Source organism: Paenibacillus sp. WC2504, assembly GCF_052682475.1.
Genome location: NZ_JBQZFH010000001.1, coordinates 324,435 through 347,089, shown reverse-complemented (window position 1 = coordinate 347,089; position 22,655 = coordinate 324,435). Strand labels below are relative to the sequence as shown.

Sequence of the window (22,655 nt, the reverse complement as noted above, 5' to 3'; positions counted from 1 at the left end):
ACTTCTTGCGATGTGGAAACTACGATCATTTGTTAAACCTTACTGGCTAATTACCCTGCTTGCCCCTTTGCTCATGGTGATGGAGGTCTGCATGGACCTTACTCAGCCTCGCCTCATGGCGGCTATTGTGAACCACGGCGTAGCCGAGGGTAACCTCGCGCTGGTTTGGTCAACGGGCTTGCACATGTTGGGCGTTGCTTTTCTCGGCCTAGTCGGCGGGGTAGGCTGTACGTTTTTTACGGTGAAAGCCGCACAAAACTTTGGCGCTGACTTGCGGCTCAGCGTTTTTGAGAAGGTGCAATCCTTCTCGTTCCGGCAGTTGGATACTTTTTCAACCGGTTCGCTGATTACTCGCTTGACCGGTGATGTGATGCAAATGCTGAACATCCTGCAAATTCTGCTGCGCCAGTTTACACGCGAGGCTTCTCTGCTTAATGGCAGCATCATCATGGCGATTGTTATTTCGCCACGGCTTTCTTTGATTTTGCTGGTCGTCGTCCCGATTCAATTTCTTATTTTATTTGTGCTGATGAAACGCTCTACGCCACTTTTTCGGTTGATGCAGGCGAGGCTCGATCGCGTTAACACCGTTATGCAGGAAAGCACATCAGGCATTCGGGTGATCAAAGCTTTCGTTCGCGCCGCCTTCGAGCGAACCCGCTTCGGTAAAGCGAACACCGCCCTGCTGGACGCAAGTCTCAGCTCCGCCCGCGCTCTGGCTACAAGCGGACCGCTGATGACATTAATTTTGAACATTAGCATTGTTGCGGTTCTGTGGTTCGGTGGCGGACAGACCTGGAGCGGTTCTATGGCGATTGGCGATTTGGCCGCTTTTATTATCTATATCACTCAAGTGCTCTTTTCGTTGGTTTCAATCAGCAATACGCTGATGAATATTTCCCGCGCCCAAGTCTCCGCCGAGCGAATCCGTGAAGTCTTGGAGACAGAACCGGATATGAACGAACCTGTGCAGGAACGGAACGAAGTACATACAGAGCGGAATTCACTAGGGGCTGGCTGTGAGTTGGAGTTCGAACATGTATCCTTTGTGTATGATTCTGCTCCCAATCAGCCTGTGCTTGAGGACATCTCTTTCAAAGCGCTGCCAGGTCAAACGATCGGGATTCTCGGGGCGACCGGCTCCGGTAAATCCACGCTTGTCAGCTTGATTCCACGGCTTTATGACGCAACGAAGGGCCGCATTCTTTTAGGTGGCGTTGATATTAAAGAAATGCCCGTCGAACAGCTTCGCAGTCAAATTGGCATTGTGCTGCAGCAGTCCATCTTGTTTAGCGGGACCATTCGCGAGAACCTTATTTTCGGCAGGCCCGGGGCTACTGCGGCCGAGATCGAGGAAGCCGCCAAGGCTGCGGAAGCGGATAGCTTCATTCGCCAGTTACCCGAAGGGTACGAGGCGAAGCTGGGACAACGCGGGGTGAATCTATCCGGCGGTCAGAAACAGCGCATAGCGATTGCGCGAGCTCTGCTCCTGCGCTCACCGCTGCTTGTACTGGATGACAGCACCAGCGCCATTGACCTTGGCACGGAGAAGCGCATCCAGCGATCCCTACAGCAGTTAATGGCCGGCAGCACACGCATCATCATCGCGCAGCGCGTTACATCGGTGCTGCACGCCGATCAAATTCTTGTCCTGGATGAGGGCCGCATCGCCGCACGGGGAACTCACGAAGAGCTGCTGGCGACAAGCGCGATCTATCAAGACATTTACCGCTCGCAGCAAGGAAAGGAGACCGCCCTTCATGGCTAAAAAGCAGACACCGGCGCAAAAGCCGCGCGCCAAGCACATCGGTGCTACCCTACTTCGCATGTGGGGTTATCTTCAGCAGCAGCGCATCGGGCTGATCACTGTTATTATCCTTACTGTTGTCGGCAGCGGTCTTGCGCTGCTCGGGCCTTATTTGATAGGCGTCGCCATCGATGACTATATCGTACCGCGGGACCGCAGCGGGCTGCTTGGACTCTGCCTTCTTTTACTTGGCTGTTATTTGTTCAGCGGTGCCGCTACTTGGATTCAATCCTATGTGATGGCAGGGGTATCTCAGCGGACGGTTTGGGAAATGAGACAGGATCTGTTTCGCCACTTGCACAAGCTTCCGATCAGTTATTTTGACAAGACTTCTCACGGTGAACTTATGAGCCGCACGACGAATGACGTCGATAACGTAGCAACTACGCTCAGTCAAAACTTAACGCAAATCATTACAAGTATCGTTATGATAGTCGGATCTTTTATTATGATGATTACTTTGAACATTTGGCTTACTCTCATTACATTGATTACGGTTCCCATCGTTCTATTCACGACGAAGCAGATTACGAGGCACACTCAGCGCCTGTTCAAGGAACAGCAGCAACGGCTCGGTGAACTCAATGGCTTAATCGAGGAAACGATCTCCGGGCAAAAAGTAGTTAAAACGTTCCGCCGTGAAGCCGCGACGGTCCGCCAGTTGGGTGCGATCAACAAGCAGCTCCGCACAGCCGGTACTGGCTCCCAGCAGCTTTCGGGTATGATGGGACCAAGCATGAACATGATCAATCATTTCAGTTTCATTCTGCTGGCTGCCATAGGTGGCTGGATGGTGCTCAAAGGTTGGACGATGGTTGGCGTTATTATCAGCTTCCTCAACTATTCCAGGCAGTTCAGCCGCCCCATCAACGATCTTGCGAATCAATATAATATGATTCAGTCCGGCATCGCGGGTGCTGAGCGTGTGTTTGAAGTGATGGATCGCGAGACGGAATACGATCCTGGCACAAGTTCCGAGCAGCTAACCGACGTGAAAGGTGAAGTCGTTTTTCAAAACGTCTCCTTCCGCTACACCGACGACGTGCCTACGCTGAACGATGTCACGTTCGCCGCAGAGCCCGGCGATTTGATCGCCTTGGTTGGCCCGACGGGCGCCGGCAAAACGACGATCATCAACCTGCTGACCCGCTTCTACGATGTCGGCGAGGGCTCCATCACTATCGACGGCCGCGATATTCGCAGCCTCGATAAAGACAGTTTGCGCAGCCGCCTCGGCATCGTGCTGCAGGATGTGTACCTTTTCTCGGATACGATCCGAGAAAATATCCGCTTCGGCCGTCTGGACGCGACGGACGAAGAAGTCGAAGCCGCCGCGAAGCTTGCCAACGCGGACGGGTTCATTCGCAAGCTGCCTAACGGCTATGACGCCATGTTGACCGCCGGAGGCGGCAACCTGAGTCAAGGCCAGCGGCAGCTGCTCACGATCGCGCGGGCGATTCTCGCCGATCCCGCGATCCTCGTGCTCGACGAGGCGACGAGCTCCGTCGACACGCGCACTGAGCTGCACATCCAGCAGGCGATGGGCGTTCTGATGAAAGGGCGCACGAGCTTCGTGATCGCCCACCGGCTCAGCACGATTCGCGAAGCGAGTGCGATTCTGGTCATCCACGGCGGCGAGATCGTGGAACGGGGCACGCATGAGGAGCTGCTTGCGCTCCGCGGGCATTATTATGAATTGTATGCCAACCAATTCAGCCAGGTTAGCTCGCTTTAAGGAGCCGTTACGGTTGAAGGCTGCCTCCATGGCTGAGGCGGTCAAGCTTTCCGCTATCTCTAATTATTTAACGGACACCAGAGACGTTATTTTCGTTTATTTCCCTATTTCTCAAATGTAACGGACACCAGAGTCCTTATTAGCTAATAAATCAAGTAAAACGCACAATTTTTGTGTGAATAGCGGCTTTGGAGTCCGTTACAATTTGAAAATGCCCCAAATTCATTGAATAAGGGCTGCTCAGTCCGTTAGAGATGCAAAAAGGGGGTTCCCGTTAATCTGGGAGCCCTCTTTTTTGTTTACTTACTTGCAAAGAATTCCGTCTAAGGTTTTACCGTAGTCTTTTTAAATTAATATAAACTATAGTTTAAACTCACACTTATAGGCTTTCTAGCATAAAATTCTTTAGCTGTACTATCCTGATAAGTAATATTAAACTCCGCCATTTTCCAAGCCGATAGTCCCGCACTAAATTCCCAAAGAGACGTAAAGGTCATTTTTTTTGTAATTACACCAGTTCCATTGGCTCTTATTCCGGTGGTAGGAAAACTACCTGTAGCTGAAATAGCCACAGTGTCTACAGATTCTAAAGTAAAACTTCCTGAATTTACTACAGCCATAGTTTTAGATTCTATCGAGTTTATTTGTCTAAACCCGCCAGAACTATAGACATTCATTTTAACAGTTAATCTAGTAACTGCTTGTGTACCACTCGGACCATCTGTTCTATCGTTAGTAGTGGTCACTATGTAGTAATCGCCGCTTGTAATAGAATTAATATTAGACTTCTTCTGTTGTTTTTCAATCGTTTCTCGATATGTATTCAACAATTCCCCAGTTTTTGTATCAAAAACTTCAACTTTTGCAGAATTGATAGTTTCACTTCTAACCAGATTGACGCTTTCAGAAAAGGGAATATCAACATACGTCAGTTTAAGTTTAACTTTTTGTGTGGAAACTACTTCTTCTGCTGATGCCTGAGAAGGTATAGATAATACAAAACAAAGTGCCAGTAAAGCTGATAAAACTCTTTCTTTAATTTTTAACAAAAATACCATCTCCTTAAAAATAATATATATACTACAATTAAATACTATAATATGGAATTAATATTGTAAATTATTAGAAATATACAGTATTATATAGAAAATAAGCATCTATATCTGAGAGGATGATATTCTTTGGACTTTTCAGAACTTCACCAGTTTTTTAACGATATCAGTAGTAGGATTGGAAATGTAGCAGATCAAACTAACAACCTTTCACAACAACTACAAACAGATATAACGCAATTAAAGGCAGAACTGCATACCACAAATATTTTACTTACCTTATTTTTAATCGTGAACATTATTGGTTTAACTCTCAATTACGTTAAAAGAACGAAAAAGTAAAACTGCCAGCAGCGCGAGAGAAGTGCAAGCGTAACGCCCTATTGGGTTGCAACTAAGTGAAGTATGTCTATTCACTTAAGAATTGCCCTCCTAATAGGGCTTTTTTTATGCTTTCAATCAGGGCACCCTATCCCTAACACGAATTACCTTCAGCCGTAGTTATCCATCTTAAATCTTAGTTATATCAACACCCTACAGGATTCAGGTACTCTTAGAGATGTAAACACAGTCATTTCTAAGTACATGGGAGGTCACATATTAGATGAAAAAATCATTCAAACAATGGATTGGCGTTGGCACGACGGCTGTTATGGCTGCAACGGTATTAGCAGGCTGCGGAAGTACATCGAACACGACACAGCCATCTACTCAGCCAAGCGCCGGTGCTGCTGCAACCGCTAACGCAAAGCCGTTCGCAGGTAAAACGATCTCGCTCGTTACGGCCAACCACCCTTGGGCAGATGCCATCAAGCCTTTGCTGCCGGATTTCGAGAAGGAAACAGGCATCAAGGTGAATGTCGAAAGCTTTTTCGAAGATCAGCTCACACAAAAGCTGACGGTTCAATTCACATCCGGCTCCGCAACGCCTGACGTTTTCATGTACCGACCGCTTCAGGAAGGTAAGCTTTTTTACAAAAACGGTTGGGTGCAGCCTTTAGATGACTATGCGCAAAAAGCCAAGGATTACGATTTCAACGATTTCTCCAAATCAGCTATCGGCTCCACAACGGTTGAATCCAAATTAGCGGGCATTCCGATTATTACGGAGCAAGAGATTTTGTACTACCGCAAGGACCTGCTGCAAAAGGCCGGCATCGCCGTACCGAAAACATTAGATGAGCTTAATGCTGCAGTGAAAAAATTACACGATCCGAAAAACGAAATGTACGGATTCGTCGCAAGGGGCCAGCGCTCACCGCTCGTCACGCAGGTGTCGTCCTTCCTGTACTCGGAAGGAGCGGACTTCACGACTAGCGAGAAAGCCAGCATCAATACGCCTGAAGCGATCAAAGCTTTTACCACATACGGTACGCTGCTGAAAGACTACGCACCTCCAGGTGTGCTTAACATGTCCTGGCCGCAAGCCTTTGGTATTTTCGCACAAGGAAAGGTTGCTTTCTTAACGGATGCCAACTCCTTGTACCAGAATGCAACGGATCCTGCCAAGTCTAAAGTAGCTGACCAAGTTGGATTCGCAGTATTCCCTGGCGGCAAAGCAGGCTCCAAGCCTTACAGCATCACATCTTGGGGACTTGCCATGAATGCCAAATCCGGCAATAAAGATGCAACTTGGGCCTTCATCCAATGGGCGACAAGCAAAGATGTCGTGCTGAAAACACAGCAAAAAGGCAACCCCGGCGCCCGCGCTTCGGTATGGGATAAACCGGAAGGTACGACCGGATTCCCTGCAGAGCTAGTTCCGATCATCAAGGAAAGCGCCAAAACAGGTGTTGACCACGACCGTCCAACGGTTATCAGCGTAGGTGAAGCTCGTGATGCGGTTGGTGAAATCGTGCAGAAGGTGATGTCCGGCGAAACCAACATCCAACCGGTTGCAGATAAAGCTAACCAAGCGCTGCAAACAATCATAGATAAAGATAAAACGAGATAAATAGGTGTTTGATGGGTGAAAAGGGTCATCTGATGACCCTTTTTCCTTTCAATCCGAACATCAGAAAGGGTGACTTCAGGTGCAATACAGCTGGTTTAACCGCAACTTAAAATGGATTTATACCCTTCCGGCCGTCATCTTCGTCCTGCTCATGATGCTGTTTCCCATCATCTACACGGTGCGCATCAGCTTTTACGAGTGGAGCATGTCCGCTACGACGCCACCCCTGTGGGTGGGCTTAGCCAACTACACAGCTTTACTAAAAGACGAGCGCTTCTGGCATGCCGCAGGCTCGACGTTTTATTTTACCTTTGCAGCACTCGCTTTGGAGGTTATCCTTGGCATCGCCATCGCTTTGCTGCTTTCCAGAGAGTTTCGCGGGAAGAACCTCGTCAAAACAGTGTTCTTGCTCCCGATGGTCGCCACACCGGTCGCTATGGGCTTGGTCTGGATGCTGATATATGAGCCGACAATCGGCGTCGCCAACATGATGCTCAAATCATTAGGGCTAGAACCCCTGCTATGGCTGGCTTCTCCCAATCAGGTTATTCCATCTCTTGTCATCGTAGATGTCTGGGAATGGACGCCGATGATTGCGCTCATCATCATGGCCGGGTTGGCTACACTGCCAACCGACCCTTATGAAGCCGCTGATGTGGACGGCGCAAGTACATGGAGAAAGTTCGTTTCCATCACACTTCCGCTTTTAAGACCAACGATTATTGTGGCGGCTATGCTCCGCTTGATCGACGTATTGAAAACATTCGACATTATCTACGCAACAACCCAAGGCGGACCGAACTTCGCTTCGGAGACACTGAATCTTTACGGCTATGTACTTGGCTTCCAATACTTCAAGCTCGGTATGGCGTCGTCCCTGCTTGTCATCTTCTTCGCGTTAGTGATGGGCCTTACGTTATTTATGATTTGGATGCGCAAACGAATGGAGGGAGCCGCTTCATGAAGAAAAAAAGAGGTTCACGATTGCTCCAAACCCTGCTCACCTTCATCGTGTTGATTGTTTTTGCATTCCCGTTTGTCTGGATGCTGCTCGCCTCCTTTAAAACACAATCGCAAATTTTGTCGACCGGCTCATTGTTTATTTTCAAACCGACTTTTCATAACTATGTCAGTGTGTTCAAGGAATACGATTTCTTGAAATTCATTTGGAACAGCTTCCTTGTTGCCTTCGGTTCGACGCTGCTGTCACTTATTCTGGGCCTTCCGGCAGCCTATGCAATTGCAAGACATCACCTTCAAAAGCTTGGGCTTCTCATTCTAGTTGCGAGAATCATCCCTGGGATTACGTTCCTGATCCCTTGGTTCATTTTATTTTCCAAAATCCACTTGGTGGACACGTATACGGCCCTTATTCTAAGCCACATGCTCGTCGGTTTGCCTTTTATTATCTGGATTATGATCTCCTTCTTCGAAGCTTTGCCAACGGAAATCGAAGAATCCGGCCTTATTGACGGCTGTACACATCATCAGGTTTTCTTGCGGATTATTCTCCCGATCTCCGGGCCTGGCGTAATTACGGCATCTCTGCTTTCATTTATCTTCTCGTGGAACAATTTCATGTTCTCTGTCATTCTGGCCGGGGACAAAACGAAGACGCTGCCGATCGCCGTATTTAACTTCATGTCTTATTCGGAGATTAATTGGGGCGCTCTTATGGCCGCAGCCTGCATCATTACGCTTCCGGTGCTGATTATCGCTTTAGTTTCGCAGCGCTATGTTGTCAGCGGGCTTTCCGCAGGTGCTGTAAAAGGTTAATTCCGAAGGGTTATCCCTGGATACAATGACGAGAGAGGTTACTTCATTTGGAGGACTTCTCTCGTAGGCGTATACTCTAAGTTATAACGCTTAGCGGACCCGGAAGGTGATTTGGCATGCCCTATAAATTGAATATTTTCAGCAAAATCTTAATCATGTTGATCTTACTGCTCATTCCTATCGTGCTGCTGTACAGCTATACGAACCGGATTACGAATAACGTTGTGCAGGATCAGATTCAGTCTTCAAATTTAAATCAGCTCTCCTTCTTCATGCATCAACTGGATGCGGATGTGGAGCGGCTGGCCATGTCCCCCGTCATTCTCGGGAGCGATCCTTATATGAGGGAATATATTAATCGGAGCGATTCACCGGACTATGATGTGCTGAAAGAACAATCGCGAATGATTCAAAAACTCAGCTTGCAAAGCGTCTCCAGTGGCTGGGTCAATGAACTCACGGTTGCCATACCCAAGGGAAAGCAGGTGCTTTCCTCCAGCATTTTCGTCAACGGCACGGATGTGTGGCCTTGGCATCGAGCCATTCAGCGCACCTGGACCTATGAGATACGGGAAGGCGACAAAGGGATTGGGTCGTTCATCCGGGAAATTAGCGAGCCGATTCGTGCGCAGACGGTGGACCAAGCAAATGTGCTTTATCAAGTAAGGTTCAGCGTCCAAAACATGGTGAATCTTATGGACGTGTACAAGCAGGATAAACGGAGCGATCCTTTTTTGGTGGACGGCAGGAACGCTCTAATTGTGAATAGCTCTTCCAACCAGCAGATTACGAATGCCATTAGAGAGCAGCTTGCCCTTGATGGGGACCTTCCCAGCTCCGGTCAAGTCCAGTTCGAGATCGATCGTCAGCAGTATTTGATCAGCTATGTGAAATCCACGCAGCTAGGCTGGTATTTAGTTGATTATGTCCCTGTGGAGAAAATACTTTCGCCCATTACCATGACGCGCAAATTGTTCTATACCACCATCGGACTTCTGCTCGTTATGAGTGTGCTTGCTTCTTTCATGCTGTACCGGAACGTACAAATACCGATTGGCAAAATGATGCAAAGTGTACAAAAGGTGAAACGCGGCGATCTATCCGCCCGCATCCACTACAAGGCCAAAAATGAATTTGATTTCCTTATTCAGCGGTTCAATGAAATGGCGGAGCAAATTCAAGTGCTGGTCGAAGACGTCTATGCCGAGAAAATTCGGTCCCGCGAAGCCACCTTGAAGCAGCTGCAATCGCAGATTCATCCGCACTTTCTGTATAACTCCTTGTTCTTCATCATCAATTCGGCGGAGATGGAGGATAAAGAATCTGTCGTGGCTATGGCGCAAAATTTGGCCGAATTCTACCGCTATACGACCAGGGTTGAAAAGCAGGCCGTTAAACTGTCAGATGAGCTTGATCTGGTCGGCCACTACTTGAATATTCAGCACCTGCGTATCCATCGATTGAAATACGATATTTCTGTTCCCGCGAATATGCTGGATGAGTGGGTTCCGCGGCTGATCCTCCAGCCTTTGGTGGAGAATGCCATCCTGCACGGCATCGAACGCAGCGTGGAAGGCGATCTTATCACCATAACCGGTGAGCAGGATGAGAACTGGAACCGCGTCATCGTTGAAGATAACGGCGCTGGACTGAACGAGGCGGGACTAGCTCGACTGCTGGAACAGTTGCATTCCCCAATGTCGGATGACATTGGCTGCGGCACTTGGAACGTCCACCACCGGCTGTATTACCAGTTCGGAGAAGGATCAGGGCTTACTTTTTATCCCGGTGAAAAAGGAGGCTTGAAGGCTGTGTTAACTTGGAAGCGCGGTGCGCAGATGAACCTTCCGGAAGCTGGCGGGGAGAGCAAACGATGATTCAACTTTTGATTGTCGATGACGAAGCTCATGTCGTAGATCGGCTTCATGCCACGATTGACTGGGCATCCATTGGGATTGAACAAGTATTCAAAGCCTACTCAGGCAAGGAAGCATTGGAGCTCCTGGAGCAATTCTCCATCGATATTGTTCTTACCGACATTCAAATGCCGGGTATATCGGGCTTGCAGCTCATAGCCGAAATAAACCGCAGATGGCAGAAAACAAAATGCATTCTCTTATCGGGTTACTCCGATTTCAACTATGCCAAGGAAGCGATTCTTCAAGGTACCGAGGATTATTTGCTGAAACCCGTGACCGAACCGGATTTGCTGGCTGCTGTCGGGCGGGTCATGGAGAAGCTTCAGAGCGAGTGGCAGGAAGTTTTCTCCAAGCAGCGATTGAGCTATACAGTGAAGGAAAACCTCCCTCTGCTGCGGGGAAATTTACTGAGCGACCTTCTTCAGGGGCGCAAACTTACTGAGCAATCCCTCCGGGACAAAATGCAGATGCTGGAGCTTCCGGATTTCCATGAACACCCCTGTGTGCTAATGATGATACGGCTTGAGTCAGATTTCCTGGAGTACGATATGAGCCGTCTATCCCTTATGGAGTATGCCATCAGCAACATGGTCGAGGAGCTGTTCGCGGAGAAATTTGATAGCTGGCACACGAAAGATGCACATGATTATTTGATTTTTGTGATGAAAAAGAAGCCGCTGGCCGAGGATCAAGAAGACTCCTCCTGGCTCGAGAGAACCGCTTCCGTCCTGCAATCTGCCGTCAAAAATTATTTAAAAGGTAAAATCTCCATCCTGCTGAGCAGCTGGGGACAATTTCCCAGTGAGGTTACCTCCCTGTATAACGCCTCTTTGAACGCTTTTCGCAAACAAATTGGCAGTGAACATGAGCTGTTGATGCGGCTCGGCGACGAATCCGTTCAGCCAGAGCTCTCCGCTCTTCAAAGACTGTACGAACCGCCTACGCTCAATCATCTTCTGGAAGCCGCCCGTTGGGAGGATACGGAGGATAAGCTAACTCTGATTTTCGATGAAATGGAAGCGAAATTCTCCGAGTCTCAGGAGCATTTGCTGGAGGTTTACTTCTCTGTAGCGTCTGCCTTTGCTTATATTGCTCATAAAAATGGCCGGCCTCTGCACCAACTCATCGGCGGTGATTACGACCGGATGACCGAAGGCATCCCGTTTCGTACGGTCAACCAGCTGCGTGATTGGACAATTCGCTCCTTGCATCGGATGAGAGAAGACATGGATCAAGAGCGGAAAGACAGCCGTGTCACCTTGATTAATGACATCAGGTCCTTTATCGATCAACATCTGGCCAACGATGTCTCGCTGCAGTCTATTGCCGATCATGTCTTTTTGCACCCTGTTTACGTGTCTAAAATTTATAAGCTGGAAACCGGCGATAACCTCAGCGATTATGTCAATCGCGTACGAATGGATCGAGCGGCTTATCTGCTGAAGAACGGTCACGATAAAATATACGAAATCGCTACACAGCTCGGGTACCAACGTCCCCACTCCTTCAACCATGCCTTCAAAAAGCATTACGGCATGACCCCGCAGGAGTACCGTGATCAATATTCATAAAAAAGGAGGATGTACGGTATGTCGTCGGAAGTTTTGCAGCAGTTGAAGAAATCAAAGGTCATTGCCATCATTCGCGGCATTGAGCCCTCTCAGGCGCAGCCTCTTTTTGAGGCGCTTGAGCGCGGCGGCATCGCACTAGCCGAAGTGACACTGAATACGCCAAATGCATTGCAAATCATCCAAATGATGCGCAAAAAGTATGAGGGCCGTATGGTGATTGGTGCCGGCACCGTGCTGAACGCCGCTTACGGGGATGAAGCCATTCAGGCCGGCGCCCAGTTCCTGATTTCGCCGAATGTGGATCAGGGCATGATTGAAAAGGCTTTAGCTAGCGAGGTGCTTCCGATTCCGGGAGCCCTTACTCCGACAGAAATTGTGCAGGCCATGAACTGCGGGGCATCAACGGTGAAATTATTCCCTTGCTCCAGCTTGGGACCTTCTTATTTGAAAGAAATAAAAGGACCTCTGAACGATGTAAACCTCCTCGCCGTTGGCGGAATCACGAAGGACAATGCTGCCGCTTATCTCGAAGCAGGCGCTTTTTCCGTCGGCGTGGGAGGAAGTTTGGTCTCACTTAGCGAAATTCAAAAAGGGAATTATAAAGCGATTACAACATATGCCGAGCAGCTCATGGCGGCAGTAAACCAGTAAGACATTCTAGGTTATGGGAGAGGAAATTTACCATGAAGATTACGAAATTAGAACTGTTTAAGGTGCCGCCAAGATGGTTGTTTTTGAAAATCGAAACCGATGAAGGCATTACGGGTTGGGGCGAGCCGATCGTCGAAGGGAAAGCGGATACAGTCGCAGCCGCCGTCATGGAGATGAGTGAGCAAATCATTGGCCAAGATCCCATGCGGATTGAAGATATGTTTCAGGTCTTGTACCGCGGCGGTTTCTATCGCGGAGGCCCTATTCTGACCAGCGCGATCTCCGGCATCGAGCAAGCGCTTTGGGACATTAAGGGGAAATTCTACAATGCCCCTATTTATGATCTGCTTGGCGGTGCGTGCCGTGACCGCACACGCGTTTATTCGTGGATCGGCGGCGACCGTCCGAGCGACGTTGGGTTGGCGGCCAAACAGCAGGTGGCCGCGGGCTTTACGGCCGTGAAGATGAATGCCACGGAAGAAATGCACTACATCGACTCGCTCAGCAAAGTGGACGAGGCCATCGCTCGTATTGCCGCTGTCCGCGAAGCCGTCGGCCGGGATGTCGGCATTGGCATCGACTTCCACGGGCGCATTCATAAGTCCATGGCCAAAATCCTCGTCAAAGAACTGGAGCCATACCGCCCTATGTTCATTGAAGAGCCTGTGTTACCGGAAAATAATGAGGCGCTTCGGGAGATCGCCCGCCACACCTCATGCCCGATCGCAACCGGTGAGCGCATGTACACACGCTGGGGCTTCAAAGATCTGCTCGCGCAAGGCTATGTAGACATTATCCAGCCGGATCTTTCCCATGCCGGAGGCATTCTGGAGACTCGCAAAATCGCCGCGATGGCGGAAGCTTACGACGTTGCGGTTGCGCCGCATTGCCCGTTAGGCCCTATTGCCCTGGCATCCTGCTTGCAGCTGGACACATGCTCCCCGAACGCTTTCATTCAGGAGCAAAGCTTGGGTATTCACTACAATCAAGGCAGCGACTTGCTCGATTATTTGAAGGATCCAGCAGTGTTCCAATACGAAGACGGCTTCGTCAAAAACCTGACCGCGCCAGGTCTCGGCATCGAAATCAACGAAGACAAGGTTCGTGAAATGGCCGCTATCGGGCACACATGGAAAAATCCCGTTTGGCGCCAAGCGGATGGTACGGTAGCGGAGTGGTAGGATCCTGGTTCTAGCTTCCTCCCCCTCTTCTGGTGATTAGGCATAACGTGAGGCTGCTCCCTAAGGTCTGTAAGGACCGGTGGGGCAGCCTTTTTTACCTTTTACGACGAGAGCAAGGCGACGGTTGCATAAGAATCCCGCCCGCCAAAAGCCACTCAGTCGTCAGCACGTGAGCAGCCACACTCTTCTATTACGGACTCAGCAGCCGTTATTCTGCTAAATTCGGCTGATTTCCCGTGCTAACGGACGGAGGAGGCGCTATTTATGGATTTTGCCGCTGTTTTTGGCATTTTCATAGCCAATAGCGGCTCGTGAGTCCGTTAGATGCTGAATCTACCTTAAAAGCCGCGAATAGCGTCATCTCAGTCCGTTAGCGCCGACAGTAGGTGCTGGCAGACCCTCGAACAAAAAAAACAGAGCCACGCAAAATTCGCGGGCTCTGTTTTTATCGTAAAGATTATTTCAATTCTGTAATAAATCTGTCCATCTCACCATTCGGTGTAGTCACAGACTCATAAACTCTGATGGAAACATTATTTTGAACTTGGTTTTGCGTCAAATTGCTGAAGCTCAGCGATTGCGTGCCGCTCACCAAACGATTTGTTCCGCTGAAAGGGAACGAACTCGATCCCAATGAACTTCCGGAACCATCAACCAATTCAAATTTCAATTTGGAGAAGTTATTATCTACAAGGACTTCAGGGTCACGTGTAATGTCCAAATCAAGATTTAATTTATATGAGTAAGATAAGGACGGAGTCGTAATCGTCAGCTGAGATAATGTCCAGCTTTTGATGTTCAACTTGAATGGATATAGGGAAACATTGTTATGATCATTGTCGCTTTGCGTGCTGACCGTGTAGCTGGCAATGGTGGATTTATAACCCGTTTGGCCTTGCGAAGCTCCTGCAAGGACACCCTGCACATTCAGTTTGTACTGATCACTTTGGTCTGTCGATGGAATGGTATAACCATAGCTAACTACGACTCCAGTTCCAGGAGCGATGTCCGAAGTACCCAACGTTTGACGGCTTCCTGTATACGTGAAACCATCTTTCCCTGTTAAATCGGCGGCTAAAGCCGGTACAGGAATCGGCTTATCACCTTTATTAACCAGCTTGAACTTCGCTAATCCCGTTTTATTTCCGGTTTCTTCGTTATTCGTCACATGCAATTCTTCTAACGATACAGCCAGATTAGGATTGATGAACTCATTCCCTTGCTCGAATACCATCGGTGTACCAAAGGTATAGTTGCCTCCGGAAGGGACTGTGCTTGTTTCTGTTCCGCCATTAGCCGGAAGTCCGAATCCAATGCGTCCTGTATAGTATTGAAGCGGCGTTGTTTGGCCTTGTTTCAAGAAACTTTCAGGTGTAAGAACATAGAAAGCATTCAATTGCGTACTTGCTTCCGTTGTAACCGCAAAATGAATATATTTCTGTTCTCCCGCATTCAGAGTTATTGGGGATTCCTCAACTCTTTTTCCAATAAAAGATTGTCCATTCGATTTCCCGCTAAGCGTAAAATCCGGAATGGTTTCCGCATAACTTCCCGAGTTCTGAACTTTCACTTGTACGATATAGGTTGGCGATTGCCCCGAGAACTGCTTGGACAGACTTGTCGCCGAATATTTCAAAGATGAAGTCACGCCTGGAATGGAGAAGGTAGCTCCCCACTCTCCCATGAGCGAAGCATCATTGATCACAGCATCATTACCGCGCCATACAATCGATCCAACAGGAGAATCCGCTAGCAGCGTTTCCTGCTTAGGATATACTTTTGTATCCACATCGATCCAAAGAACATCCGTTAAACTTACGTCCGACTTTACATTAATATCGGTCATATAACTAAGTGTCACATCACTCTGAGGCAAAATCGAACGGGCGTTGCTTGCGCTTGGCACTAGCGTGTAATCCGTGCCGTCTGACGTTCTGACACGCAGCTCGTAATCAGGAACACGTATCGTGGAATTGGACGAATTGGTTAGCTTAACGACGGTTCCAACTCTCCAACCATCTGTTGTTTTTTCCTGCAGAACACTCTTGACTTGAGCCTGTGAACCTCCTGGAAGACTATAGGCTTTCAGGTCTTCTGCATGGATTTCCGAATGCTGTCCGGAAGGTATACTCCCAGGTACAAATTGCTGCTTCGCTGCATAAGAGGAAGTAACCAACAGGTCGCGTGTCGCAGGTTGGGTTCCCCCGAATGTACCGTCAGCTTGGTTGCTGAGCAGGTTCAATTGAATCGCCAACGCGGCATAACCTTTGGCCCAACTGGAGACGGTGTTATCATTAACCCCTGTAGTTCCTTTAGCTTGGGCATCTTTATTCAATCCCCGAAGTAGGAAGGCGGCCAGCTGCTCTTTCGTAACTTCGCCTGCCGGGTTGTAGGTGCCTTGGCCAAAGCCGTCGGTAAGGTTAGCAGCTTTCAACGCTTCGATATAAGGTAGAGCATAACCATTTGCCGGATCTGAGCTGCTCACATCGCTGAAACTAGATACCTGCAAAGTTGAATTTACCTTCAATCCGAAAATTAAAGCCGCCACTTTGGCGAATTGCGCACGGTTCATTTTATCATGAAGGCCAAAAACGCCATTGCTTACTCCATCAAAAATACCTGCGGAAATCATCGCATCAAATTTAGCTTTGGTTCCCGCATCAAGCCCACTTAAATCACTGAAATCCGCTGAGGATTTAGCGCCAGTCGCACCTAGAGCTACAGATGCAAATAAAGTAACAGCCATAGCTGAGCTCACGATAACGGATAAACTTTTCTTCATTGTCGTACTCCTCTCAAAAGCTGGATATAAATCTGGATATCATCAAATCATTTACTTTTTGACCTCGGTTGGCGCCTTTTTTCTCTGGATAAAGAAAAGGACGAAAGGGATACATATAAAAGCAGGGATAGCAGAAATATAGAACGTATCGGCGATTGACCTGACTAATGACTCTTTTTGCATGATGCCGGCCAGATAGCTAGCCGCAGTTCCTGAGGCTGTTGCCATATCTACCGACCATGAATAAATGGAGCCTGAGAGCATGGATACCGTATTATTCGCTGAAACCGAATCAACCGGCACATTATCGCTGATGTGTTGAAAGTGAAGAATTTGACGATTGCTCATAAGCGCAGTAAAGATGGCAATCCCCAGGGAACCAGCTACTTGACGCACAACGTTGGATAGCGGCGAAGCATTCCCTACCTGCTGTGGAGATACCGCACGCATACCCGCTGTAGTTAGTGGCATCATACAAAGCCCAATTCCGATACCGCGGATCGTTAATATGGTATTTAGCCAATGGTTAGGCGTATCCGTCGTGAGATGGTGCAGATCCAATGTCGTGACACCAAGGATGGTAAGACCCGTGATACACAAAGGGACAATCCCGAATTTATCGGCGAGCTTGCCACTGATCGGCATCATAAGCGCCATCGCGATGGACTGCGGCATCATCACAAGCCCGGTCTGCATGGCGGAGAGCCCTTGAATATTCTGGAGATATAAAGGGGTCAAGAACGTACCGCCCATCATACCCATCATAACTAAACTACCTGCAATAACGCTAATGGCAAATTTTAAATTTTTAAAAAGCTTCAAGTCAAGCACAGGCTGCTCGACTCCGAGCTCCACCCAGATCAAGAGCAGCAAACTGAAGAATGCAACAAATAGCAGACTAATGATAAATAAAGAAGTCCATCCTTGCTGCTGGCCTTTACTTAGCGCCAATAGCAGACTTCCGAAGAAGACCATGGACAGAATAGCCCCGGTTAAGTCGAATTTCAATCCTTCTCTTCGCGGAGATTCTTTCAGCAAGACCTTCCCAAGTATGACGGCAAGAATCCCAATAGGTACATTAATGAAAAAGAGTAATCTCCAGCTGTAATTCTGGATTAGATATCCGCCGAACGTCGGCCCGAGTGCAGGGGCACACATCGCGGCTACCCCCCACAGGCCAATCGCCGTACCGGTTTTCTCCCGGGGAAACGTGGTATAAATAATGGACATCCCGATTGGCATAATAAATCCGCCGGCAAAACCTTGAATGATTCGGAACAAGATCATTGTACTAGAACTCCAAGCCAGACCGCAAACTACGGAAAATAAGGTAAACCCGGCTACAGAGAAAATAAATATATTTTTATTTCCGAATTTGGCACCGAGAAAGCCGCTCATTGGAATAACCATCGCAGATGCCAAGGTATATCCCGTAATAACCCACTGCATCGTATTGATATCCGAGCCGAATACGGCAACGAACTTGTTCATAGCTACATTCATTAGGCTGCTGTTCAGAACGGCAACGAAGGTACCCATGACGATGGCGATAAGCGACAGCCACATTTTACCGGAGCCTTCTGATTCTTGTTGTTTTACTGCCGATGCATCGGCCATAGCTGCGCCTCCTATTCGGCTTTTACCTTCGTGCCTTCAGCAATCTTGTCTGCAGGATTCACGACAATTTGTTCATTCGCCTTTAATTTATCCGTAGGCAGCACGTACGACCAATCCTGGTTTTTCTCCTCCGTTTTTACTTCAACGAGGTGAGCTGTGTTGTCAGTTACGGTGAATACATACTCTTTTTGATCTTTTTTAATAATTGCGCTTTTCGGAACTTCCAAACGGCTTTCTTGAGCAGCGTTCAGTTTAACTTCCGCCACCATACCTGCAAAAAGCAAACCATCTTTGTTGTCTACCTTCACTTTGACAGGGAACGTATTGCTGTTCGCGTTGGCAACGGGACTTACGAAAGAAATCTCGCCTTTAAAAGTTTGATTCGGCAAGTTTTGAATCGCAACGTCTACCTGCATGCCCGCCTTCACTTGTGTGATCTGGCTGTCGGACACACTTAGTTCCACTTGAACTTGATCCATGTTCACCAGAGAGAGGATTTGCACGCCCGGTTGAGCGAGTTCACCCACGGAAATGCTTTTTTTGACAATAAGTCCGTCGATTGGCGCGGTAATTGTCGCATTGCTCAAACCGCTGTTAGCAAGTTCCAAACCTGCATTCAAACGGTCAACATCAGCCTGAAGCGCTGAAATCGTATTATCTGTTGGTCCTACTTTAGCCAATTGCAGCTTAGCTTCTGCTCCTTGGAGTTGTGCTTCAGCCGCTTTTTGAGCGCCTTGTGCTTGTTCAGAGGCAGCTTTCGCTTTCTCATAATCAAGTGTTCCTTTATCCAAATCTTCTTGCGTTACACCAGAATTGCTGTCGTAAGAATTTCTCAAACGGTTATAAGTGCTTGTAGCGAGATCGAGTCCTGCTTTGGCTTGCTCCATCGCCGCGGTTGCCTGTTGATAAGCCCCTTGAGCTGCGCTAACTGCGCTTTGAAGCCCTTGAATCTCCTGGGAACGGGCACCTGCTTTTGTATCAACAAGTTTCGCTTGCGCCGCAACGAGGGCAGATTCCGCTTGTTTCACTTGCTGCGTTAGATCACTTGTTTCCAGTTGAACCAACACATCGCCTTGTTTGACTTTACTGCCTTCTTGCACGTTTACGTTGGCAACTTTACCAGCTACTTTGGATACAATTTTAATATCCTGATCCGGAATAACTTTACCACTTAAGCCTGCAGTTGCAGGTTGACCCACTTTTATTACTTGAATCGGTACGGCTGCGGAATCCGCTTGACCTGAAACTTTGGCGCCACATCCAGGAAGGATCACAATAGCTGCCAATATAAGAATCGCTGGAACGATTATTTGTTTTCGTTTACGCATCGTCGACTAACTCCTCTTGTTTTAGTTGCCCTTCAAATGAATTTTGATTGAAGTGCTAATTCCGGGTGATAATTCAAGCCCTTGATTGTCATCGATCGAAATTTTGATAGGGATACGTTGGGTGACTTTTGTAAAATTCCCGCTTGTATTCGTAGCAGGCAGCAGCGAAAAGGTCGACGCAGTGGCTTTACTAATTTCTTGCACTTTGCCTAGCAGCACTTTGCCAGGGAAATTGTCCAAATTGATTTCTACAACTTCGCCTTCCTTGACCTTATGAATCTCTGTTTCCTCCACATTGGCCGATACGTACAACTTGTTCGTATCTACGACCATCGCTACCGTTTGGCCTGGTGAGGAGACTTCTCCGGCTTTAACCAAAGTTTTAATGACAGTTCCTTCAATTGGCGAGCGTAGTGCCGCTTGATCGAGGCTGCTTGTGGGCAAATTATTATTGTCTTGCTGCCCAATAATCTGATCGGCCAACACATGATCTCCTTCGCTAACTTGCAACGAAGTCACTTTTCCGGTAATTCGCGGCATTACTTTGTAGATGTCTCCGGCAAGCCTTGAGTCATCCGTAGTTAGGTAGTTTTGGCCTTCATACCAAAAATAACCGCCGATTCCTCCGCCGACGATGACCAAAGCGGTCAATATGATATACAACATTACTTTACGCTTCATGATTTCTCCTCAACCTTCTTTTCCAAATGTCTTGTAATCAAATCGAAAGAATTATGAATAGTGACTAATTCTTCTTCTGAGAATCCATTTAAAAACTTAGAATAATTAGCTTCTTGAAAAAAAGTATTTTCCTCAAACCTTGCCAGTTTCTTCTCAGACATATAAATCCAAGTCACGCGGCGATCCACTTCGTCTTTCACACGTTCAAGCCAACCATCGCGTTCAAGCCGATCTATGATACCCGACACGGTACTGTAAGATAAATCAACAGCGTCGACAATCTGCCCGATCGTCTTGGGCTCCTTCTTAATTTGACACAACGTCATGAATTGGGGAGGTGTTAATCCCAAACAATTAATCCTTTTAGCTAACGACTCTTTATGGTATCTCGTCAATTGCCTCAGAAGTTTAGCAATATTGGTCTCAAGATACATCCACACACCTCATTTCAGACGAATAGAATTGAAGAGCCACATTGACTCCCCCAAAAACAAGTTGTATCATAAAACTACATTGTTGTATTATACAACTTTATAGAGGGTTGTCAATCATCATTTTCAGCCTCTTTTCAGATTCAAAATTGGAGTTGGGTATGTTACCATAGTTCATATAGCTAATGGGGTGAAGAAGTATGAAAATAGATTCATTGGAGATCATAGAACTTGAAATGGCCATATTTGTTCGCCGCCTCACGTCTTTGTCATCCGACAAGAAATTCGGTAATATCGATCGCTCCGCTTATCTGTTGTTACACCAAATATCAGCTCATGGCTGCGCTGGCGTAAAAGCATTGGCGGATATTTTTCAATTGGATATCTCCACCGTCAGTAGGCAAGCATCTTCATTAGAGCAGAAAGAATACGTGTACAGAATACCTGACCCCCAAGATCGAAGGGCATATACCTTACACATAACGGATTTGGGTAAACATGAATTAGATGAATATAAAAAGGCAAGGTCGGTCCGATTCAAGGAAGTACTAAAAGAATGGTCAGATGAAGAATGCCAAACATTCGCACAATTGTTACGAAAATTCAATATTACAATCAATGAAAGTCGTGCCAAAGAGCCCAACTAGAACTAGTTGGGCAAAAAAGAGGTCAACCAGAAAAGATCCGGTGACCTCATGTAAAGTGAAACCTTTAAAACAAATCCAGCTGCCTCGGTGCCAGCCCTTCATAATCAAGCCCCAGCATCGCCATCAACTGCTTAGCATTCCCAGCCGCGTGTCCACCCGAGTTGTTGTTGAACACCACACAGACTTCCCGCGTCTTCTCCTGAAGTTGCAGCAGCCAATCCTTCCATTCCAATAATTCCTGTTGATTGTAGTCGTATAAATATCGCACATCGCGCCAATTTGCTTCGTTGTTTTGCACCCAACCGCCGACATTCCGTCCGTGGAATCGTACCATTGTCATATCGGGATGCGTGACCTCCAGCACCGTAGGAACGGAGCCCACTCCCGCCTGCGGCTCGTCACAGATGCTATGCATCCAACCTTCGCGCTTCATGAATGTGAGCGTCTTCTCCTGCATGTCCTCTTTGAACCAGCTCTGATGGCGGAATTCCAGAGCTACAGGCACATCCCCCATGCGTTCTCTCGCATCGCGCAGCACATCCACATTAGCTTTGCTGCAATCGAACCAGGGTGGATATTGGAACAGAACCGTCTTCAGCTTACCCGTTTCTTGAACGGGTCGAATCGACTGCAAGAAAGTCTCAAACATCTCTCCGATCCCGCCGGCAAAAGGATTCGCTCCCCGCAAATGCCCCGTCATTCCTTGGTACGCCTTAATGATGAATCCGAATCCTTCCGGTGTCTCTTGATTCCACTTCATGTAGTTGCGTTCCGGCTGAATTGCGTAAAACGAAGTGTCCACCTCCACAACCGGAAAGTGTGCGCCGTACTCCCGCAGCTTCCCTCTGCTGCCGCCCAGCTCGTGATCGCCCCATCCGGCGAGACCGATATTGATCATTGTAAGTTCCCCTTACATCGCTGATTTTCTTTTATTGTAGCTTTTTGAAGGGGAGTTGGACAACTAAGGGGTCTAGAACGAAACATGAAACATTTTCATCCAAAAAACCGTCAACAGCATTGAAAAACCATAAGCTAATAGAGGTTTGACCGAAAACAATTTGAGCATAGGAAACATGATGATATTAAAAATAATCGACCATCCTAAAGACCAGCCGTATTGATACTCGATTCTACCCGTCAAAGAGTAGATGTACTCCACCCCGCCATAGATGAGCACCCATTGGACATAGTGAAAAAAGACCTTCATCCGGCCCTGCGGGAAATTCGTCAGAAACAAGAGTGCCGTGGCTGGGAAAGTAAGAAAGGTGTAAATCAATTCCGTGAGGCCTGTATCCCCGAACCAGTCGGGAGTCAGCGTCCAGAGCATACGCTCAGCGCATAAATAGTTGTATAATAAATTACCAATAGCGAAATACATCATCGTAGGTTGATACTTCTGCCAGTTCCGCCAATCGCCCCATCGATACGAAGCCCAAACACTGAAAATAGCCACAAATAAGTGCATAACGACATGTCTCCTTCTCGTTGTATCTATTATACAAATAATTTACAATTATATACAA

General features: G+C 47.7%; 18 protein-coding genes. 10 read left to right on the top strand and 8 right to left on the bottom strand.

Features of this window, described 5'->3' with window-relative positions:
- Window positions 1–10: 10 nt before the first annotated feature.
- Together ACUN27_RS01560 and ACUN27_RS01555 are read left to right on the top strand one after the other, a co-directional pair.
- Window positions 11–1,768, top strand: a complete 1,758-nt coding sequence (locus ACUN27_RS01560) for an ABC transporter ATP-binding protein (protein ID WP_445558284.1) — start codon at window positions 11–13, stop codon at window positions 1,766–1,768.
- On the top strand, window positions 1,761–3,542 hold the full coding sequence (locus ACUN27_RS01555) for an ABC transporter ATP-binding protein (protein ID WP_445558283.1): 1,782 nt from the start codon (window positions 1,761–1,763) through the stop codon (window positions 3,540–3,542). The genes ACUN27_RS01560 and ACUN27_RS01555 overlap by 8 nt, the downstream gene beginning before the upstream one ends.
- A 350-nt stretch (window positions 3,543–3,892) precedes the next feature.
- Here ACUN27_RS01555 and ACUN27_RS01550 read toward each other — a convergent pair whose 3' ends face one another.
- The gene (locus tag ACUN27_RS01550) at window positions 3,893–4,591 is read right to left on the bottom strand and encodes a hypothetical protein (RefSeq protein ID WP_445558282.1); all 699 of its coding nucleotides are present in this window, start codon (window positions 4,589–4,591) and stop codon (window positions 3,893–3,895) included.
- A 607-nt stretch (window positions 4,592–5,198) separates the two neighbouring features.
- On the opposite strand from ACUN27_RS01550, the gene ACUN27_RS01545 reads away from it, so the two are divergent.
- The 7 genes from ACUN27_RS01545 to dgoD all read left to right on the top strand — a co-directional run bounded on the left by ACUN27_RS01545 (window position 5,199) and on the right by dgoD (window position 13,646).
- Complete coding sequence (locus tag ACUN27_RS01545) at window positions 5,199–6,548, top strand: ABC transporter substrate-binding protein (RefSeq protein ID WP_315954494.1); 1,350 nt, start codon at window positions 5,199–5,201, stop codon at window positions 6,546–6,548.
- Window positions 6,549–6,627: 79 nt separating this feature from the next.
- Window positions 6,628–7,512, top strand: a complete 885-nt coding sequence (locus ACUN27_RS01540) for a carbohydrate ABC transporter permease (protein WP_445558281.1) — start codon at window positions 6,628–6,630, stop codon at window positions 7,510–7,512.
- Window positions 7,509–8,324, top strand: a complete 816-nt coding sequence (locus ACUN27_RS01535; RefSeq protein WP_315954492.1) for a carbohydrate ABC transporter permease — start codon at window positions 7,509–7,511, stop codon at window positions 8,322–8,324. Before ACUN27_RS01540 ends, ACUN27_RS01535 begins: the two co-directional genes overlap by 4 nt.
- A 116-nt stretch (window positions 8,325–8,440) precedes the next feature.
- Window positions 8,441–10,201 carry a sensor histidine kinase gene (locus ACUN27_RS01530; protein ID WP_445558280.1) on the top strand — a complete coding sequence of 587 codons (1,761 nt, stop codon included), beginning with the start codon at window positions 8,441–8,443 and terminating at the stop codon, window positions 10,199–10,201.
- Window positions 10,198–11,814 (top strand): response regulator, encoded by a 1,617-nt coding sequence (locus ACUN27_RS01525; protein ID WP_315954490.1) that lies wholly within the window; start codon window positions 10,198–10,200, stop codon window positions 11,812–11,814. Before ACUN27_RS01530 ends, ACUN27_RS01525 begins: the two co-directional genes overlap by 4 nt.
- A gap of 18 nt (window positions 11,815–11,832) precedes the next feature.
- Complete coding sequence (locus tag ACUN27_RS01520; RefSeq protein ID WP_445558279.1) at window positions 11,833–12,465, top strand: bifunctional 4-hydroxy-2-oxoglutarate aldolase/2-dehydro-3-deoxy-phosphogluconate aldolase; 633 nt, start codon at window positions 11,833–11,835, stop codon at window positions 12,463–12,465.
- A gap of 32 nt (window positions 12,466–12,497) precedes the next feature.
- A complete protein-coding gene (dgoD, locus tag ACUN27_RS01515; protein WP_315954488.1) occupies window positions 12,498–13,646 on the top strand; it encodes a galactonate dehydratase in 1,149 nt (382 codons plus the stop codon).
- Between the two features lie 457 nt (window positions 13,647–14,103).
- On the opposite strand, the gene ACUN27_RS01510 is transcribed toward dgoD, so the two are convergent.
- The 5 genes from ACUN27_RS01510 to ACUN27_RS01490 are packed head-to-tail and all read right to left on the bottom strand — an operon-like array spanning window position 14,104 to window position 20,488.
- Window positions 14,104–16,428, bottom strand: coding sequence for an S-layer homology domain-containing protein (locus ACUN27_RS01510; protein WP_445558278.1), 2,325 nt, complete (start codon window positions 16,426–16,428; stop codon window positions 14,104–14,106).
- A gap of 51 nt (window positions 16,429–16,479) precedes the next feature.
- Entirely contained in the window at window positions 16,480–18,045 is a 1,566-nt protein-coding gene (locus ACUN27_RS01505) for a DHA2 family efflux MFS transporter permease subunit (RefSeq protein ID WP_445558277.1), read from the bottom strand.
- An 11-nt stretch (window positions 18,046–18,056) separates the two neighbouring features.
- Window positions 18,057–19,373 (bottom strand): efflux RND transporter periplasmic adaptor subunit, encoded by a 1,317-nt coding sequence (locus ACUN27_RS01500; protein WP_445558276.1) that lies wholly within the window; start codon window positions 19,371–19,373, stop codon window positions 18,057–18,059.
- 21 nt (window positions 19,374–19,394) lie between these two features.
- Window positions 19,395–20,054 (bottom strand): efflux RND transporter periplasmic adaptor subunit, encoded by a 660-nt coding sequence (locus tag ACUN27_RS01495; protein ID WP_315954484.1) that lies wholly within the window; start codon window positions 20,052–20,054, stop codon window positions 19,395–19,397.
- Complete coding sequence (locus tag ACUN27_RS01490; protein WP_315954483.1) at window positions 20,051–20,488, bottom strand: MarR family winged helix-turn-helix transcriptional regulator; 438 nt, start codon at window positions 20,486–20,488, stop codon at window positions 20,051–20,053. The genes ACUN27_RS01495 and ACUN27_RS01490 overlap by 4 nt, the downstream gene beginning before the upstream one ends.
- Window positions 20,489–20,685: 197 nt before the next feature.
- Between ACUN27_RS01490 and ACUN27_RS01485 the strand changes: the two genes are divergently transcribed.
- Window positions 20,686–21,132: a MarR family winged helix-turn-helix transcriptional regulator gene (locus ACUN27_RS01485; RefSeq protein ID WP_315954482.1), complete on the top strand. Its 447-nt coding sequence runs from the start codon at window positions 20,686–20,688 to the stop codon at window positions 21,130–21,132.
- Window positions 21,133–21,196: 64 nt separating this feature from the next.
- Here the strand turns inward: ACUN27_RS01485 and ACUN27_RS01480 are convergent, their stop codons facing one another.
- Together ACUN27_RS01480 and ACUN27_RS01475 are read right to left on the bottom strand one after the other, a co-directional pair.
- Window positions 21,197–22,030 carry a DUF72 domain-containing protein gene (locus ACUN27_RS01480; RefSeq protein ID WP_445558275.1) on the bottom strand — a complete coding sequence of 278 codons (834 nt, stop codon included), beginning with the start codon at window positions 22,028–22,030 and terminating at the stop codon, window positions 21,197–21,199.
- Window positions 22,031–22,102: 72 nt separating this feature from the next.
- Window positions 22,103–22,597, bottom strand: a complete 495-nt coding sequence (locus tag ACUN27_RS01475; RefSeq protein WP_315954480.1) for a CBO0543 family protein — start codon at window positions 22,595–22,597, stop codon at window positions 22,103–22,105.
- Window positions 22,598–22,655 lie beyond the last annotated feature (58 nt).

Excerpts from the sequence above, each read along its gene's own strand:
- ACUN27_RS01560 (WP_445558284.1), top strand. The coding sequence starts at position 11 with ATGTGGAAACTACGATCATTTGTTAAACCTTACTGGCTAATTACCCTG.
- ACUN27_RS01555 (WP_445558283.1), top strand. The coding sequence starts at position 1,761 with ATGGCTAAAAAGCAGACACCGGCGCAAAAGCCGCGCGCCAAGCACATC.
- ACUN27_RS01545 (WP_315954494.1), top strand. The coding sequence starts at position 5,199 with ATGAAAAAATCATTCAAACAATGGATTGGCGTTGGCACGACGGCTGTT.
- ACUN27_RS01535 (WP_315954492.1), top strand. The coding sequence starts at position 7,509 with ATGAAGAAAAAAAGAGGTTCACGATTGCTCCAAACCCTGCTCACCTTC.
- ACUN27_RS01530 (WP_445558280.1), top strand. The coding sequence starts at position 8,441 with ATGCCCTATAAATTGAATATTTTCAGCAAAATCTTAATCATGTTGATC.
- ACUN27_RS01525 (WP_315954490.1), top strand. The coding sequence starts at position 10,198 with ATGATTCAACTTTTGATTGTCGATGACGAAGCTCATGTCGTAGATCGG.
- ACUN27_RS01520 (WP_445558279.1), top strand. The coding sequence starts at position 11,833 with ATGTCGTCGGAAGTTTTGCAGCAGTTGAAGAAATCAAAGGTCATTGCC.
- dgoD (WP_315954488.1), top strand. The coding sequence starts at position 12,498 with ATGAAGATTACGAAATTAGAACTGTTTAAGGTGCCGCCAAGATGGTTG.
- ACUN27_RS01510 (WP_445558278.1), bottom strand. The coding sequence starts at position 16,428 with ATGAAGAAAAGTTTATCCGTTATCGTGAGCTCAGCTATGGCTGTTACT.
- ACUN27_RS01505 (WP_445558277.1), bottom strand. The coding sequence starts at position 18,045 with ATGGCCGATGCATCGGCAGTAAAACAACAAGAATCAGAAGGCTCCGGT.
- ACUN27_RS01500 (WP_445558276.1), bottom strand. The coding sequence starts at position 19,373 with ATGCGTAAACGAAAACAAATAATCGTTCCAGCGATTCTTATATTGGCA.
- ACUN27_RS01495 (WP_315954484.1), bottom strand. The coding sequence starts at position 20,054 with ATGAAGCGTAAAGTAATGTTGTATATCATATTGACCGCTTTGGTCATC.
- ACUN27_RS01490 (WP_315954483.1), bottom strand. The coding sequence starts at position 20,488 with ATGTATCTTGAGACCAATATTGCTAAACTTCTGAGGCAATTGACGAGA.
- ACUN27_RS01485 (WP_315954482.1), top strand. The coding sequence starts at position 20,686 with ATGAAAATAGATTCATTGGAGATCATAGAACTTGAAATGGCCATATTT.
- ACUN27_RS01480 (WP_445558275.1), bottom strand. The coding sequence starts at position 22,030 with ATGATCAATATCGGTCTCGCCGGATGGGGCGATCACGAGCTGGGCGGC.
- ACUN27_RS01475 (WP_315954480.1), bottom strand. The coding sequence starts at position 22,597 with ATGCACTTATTTGTGGCTATTTTCAGTGTTTGGGCTTCGTATCGATGG.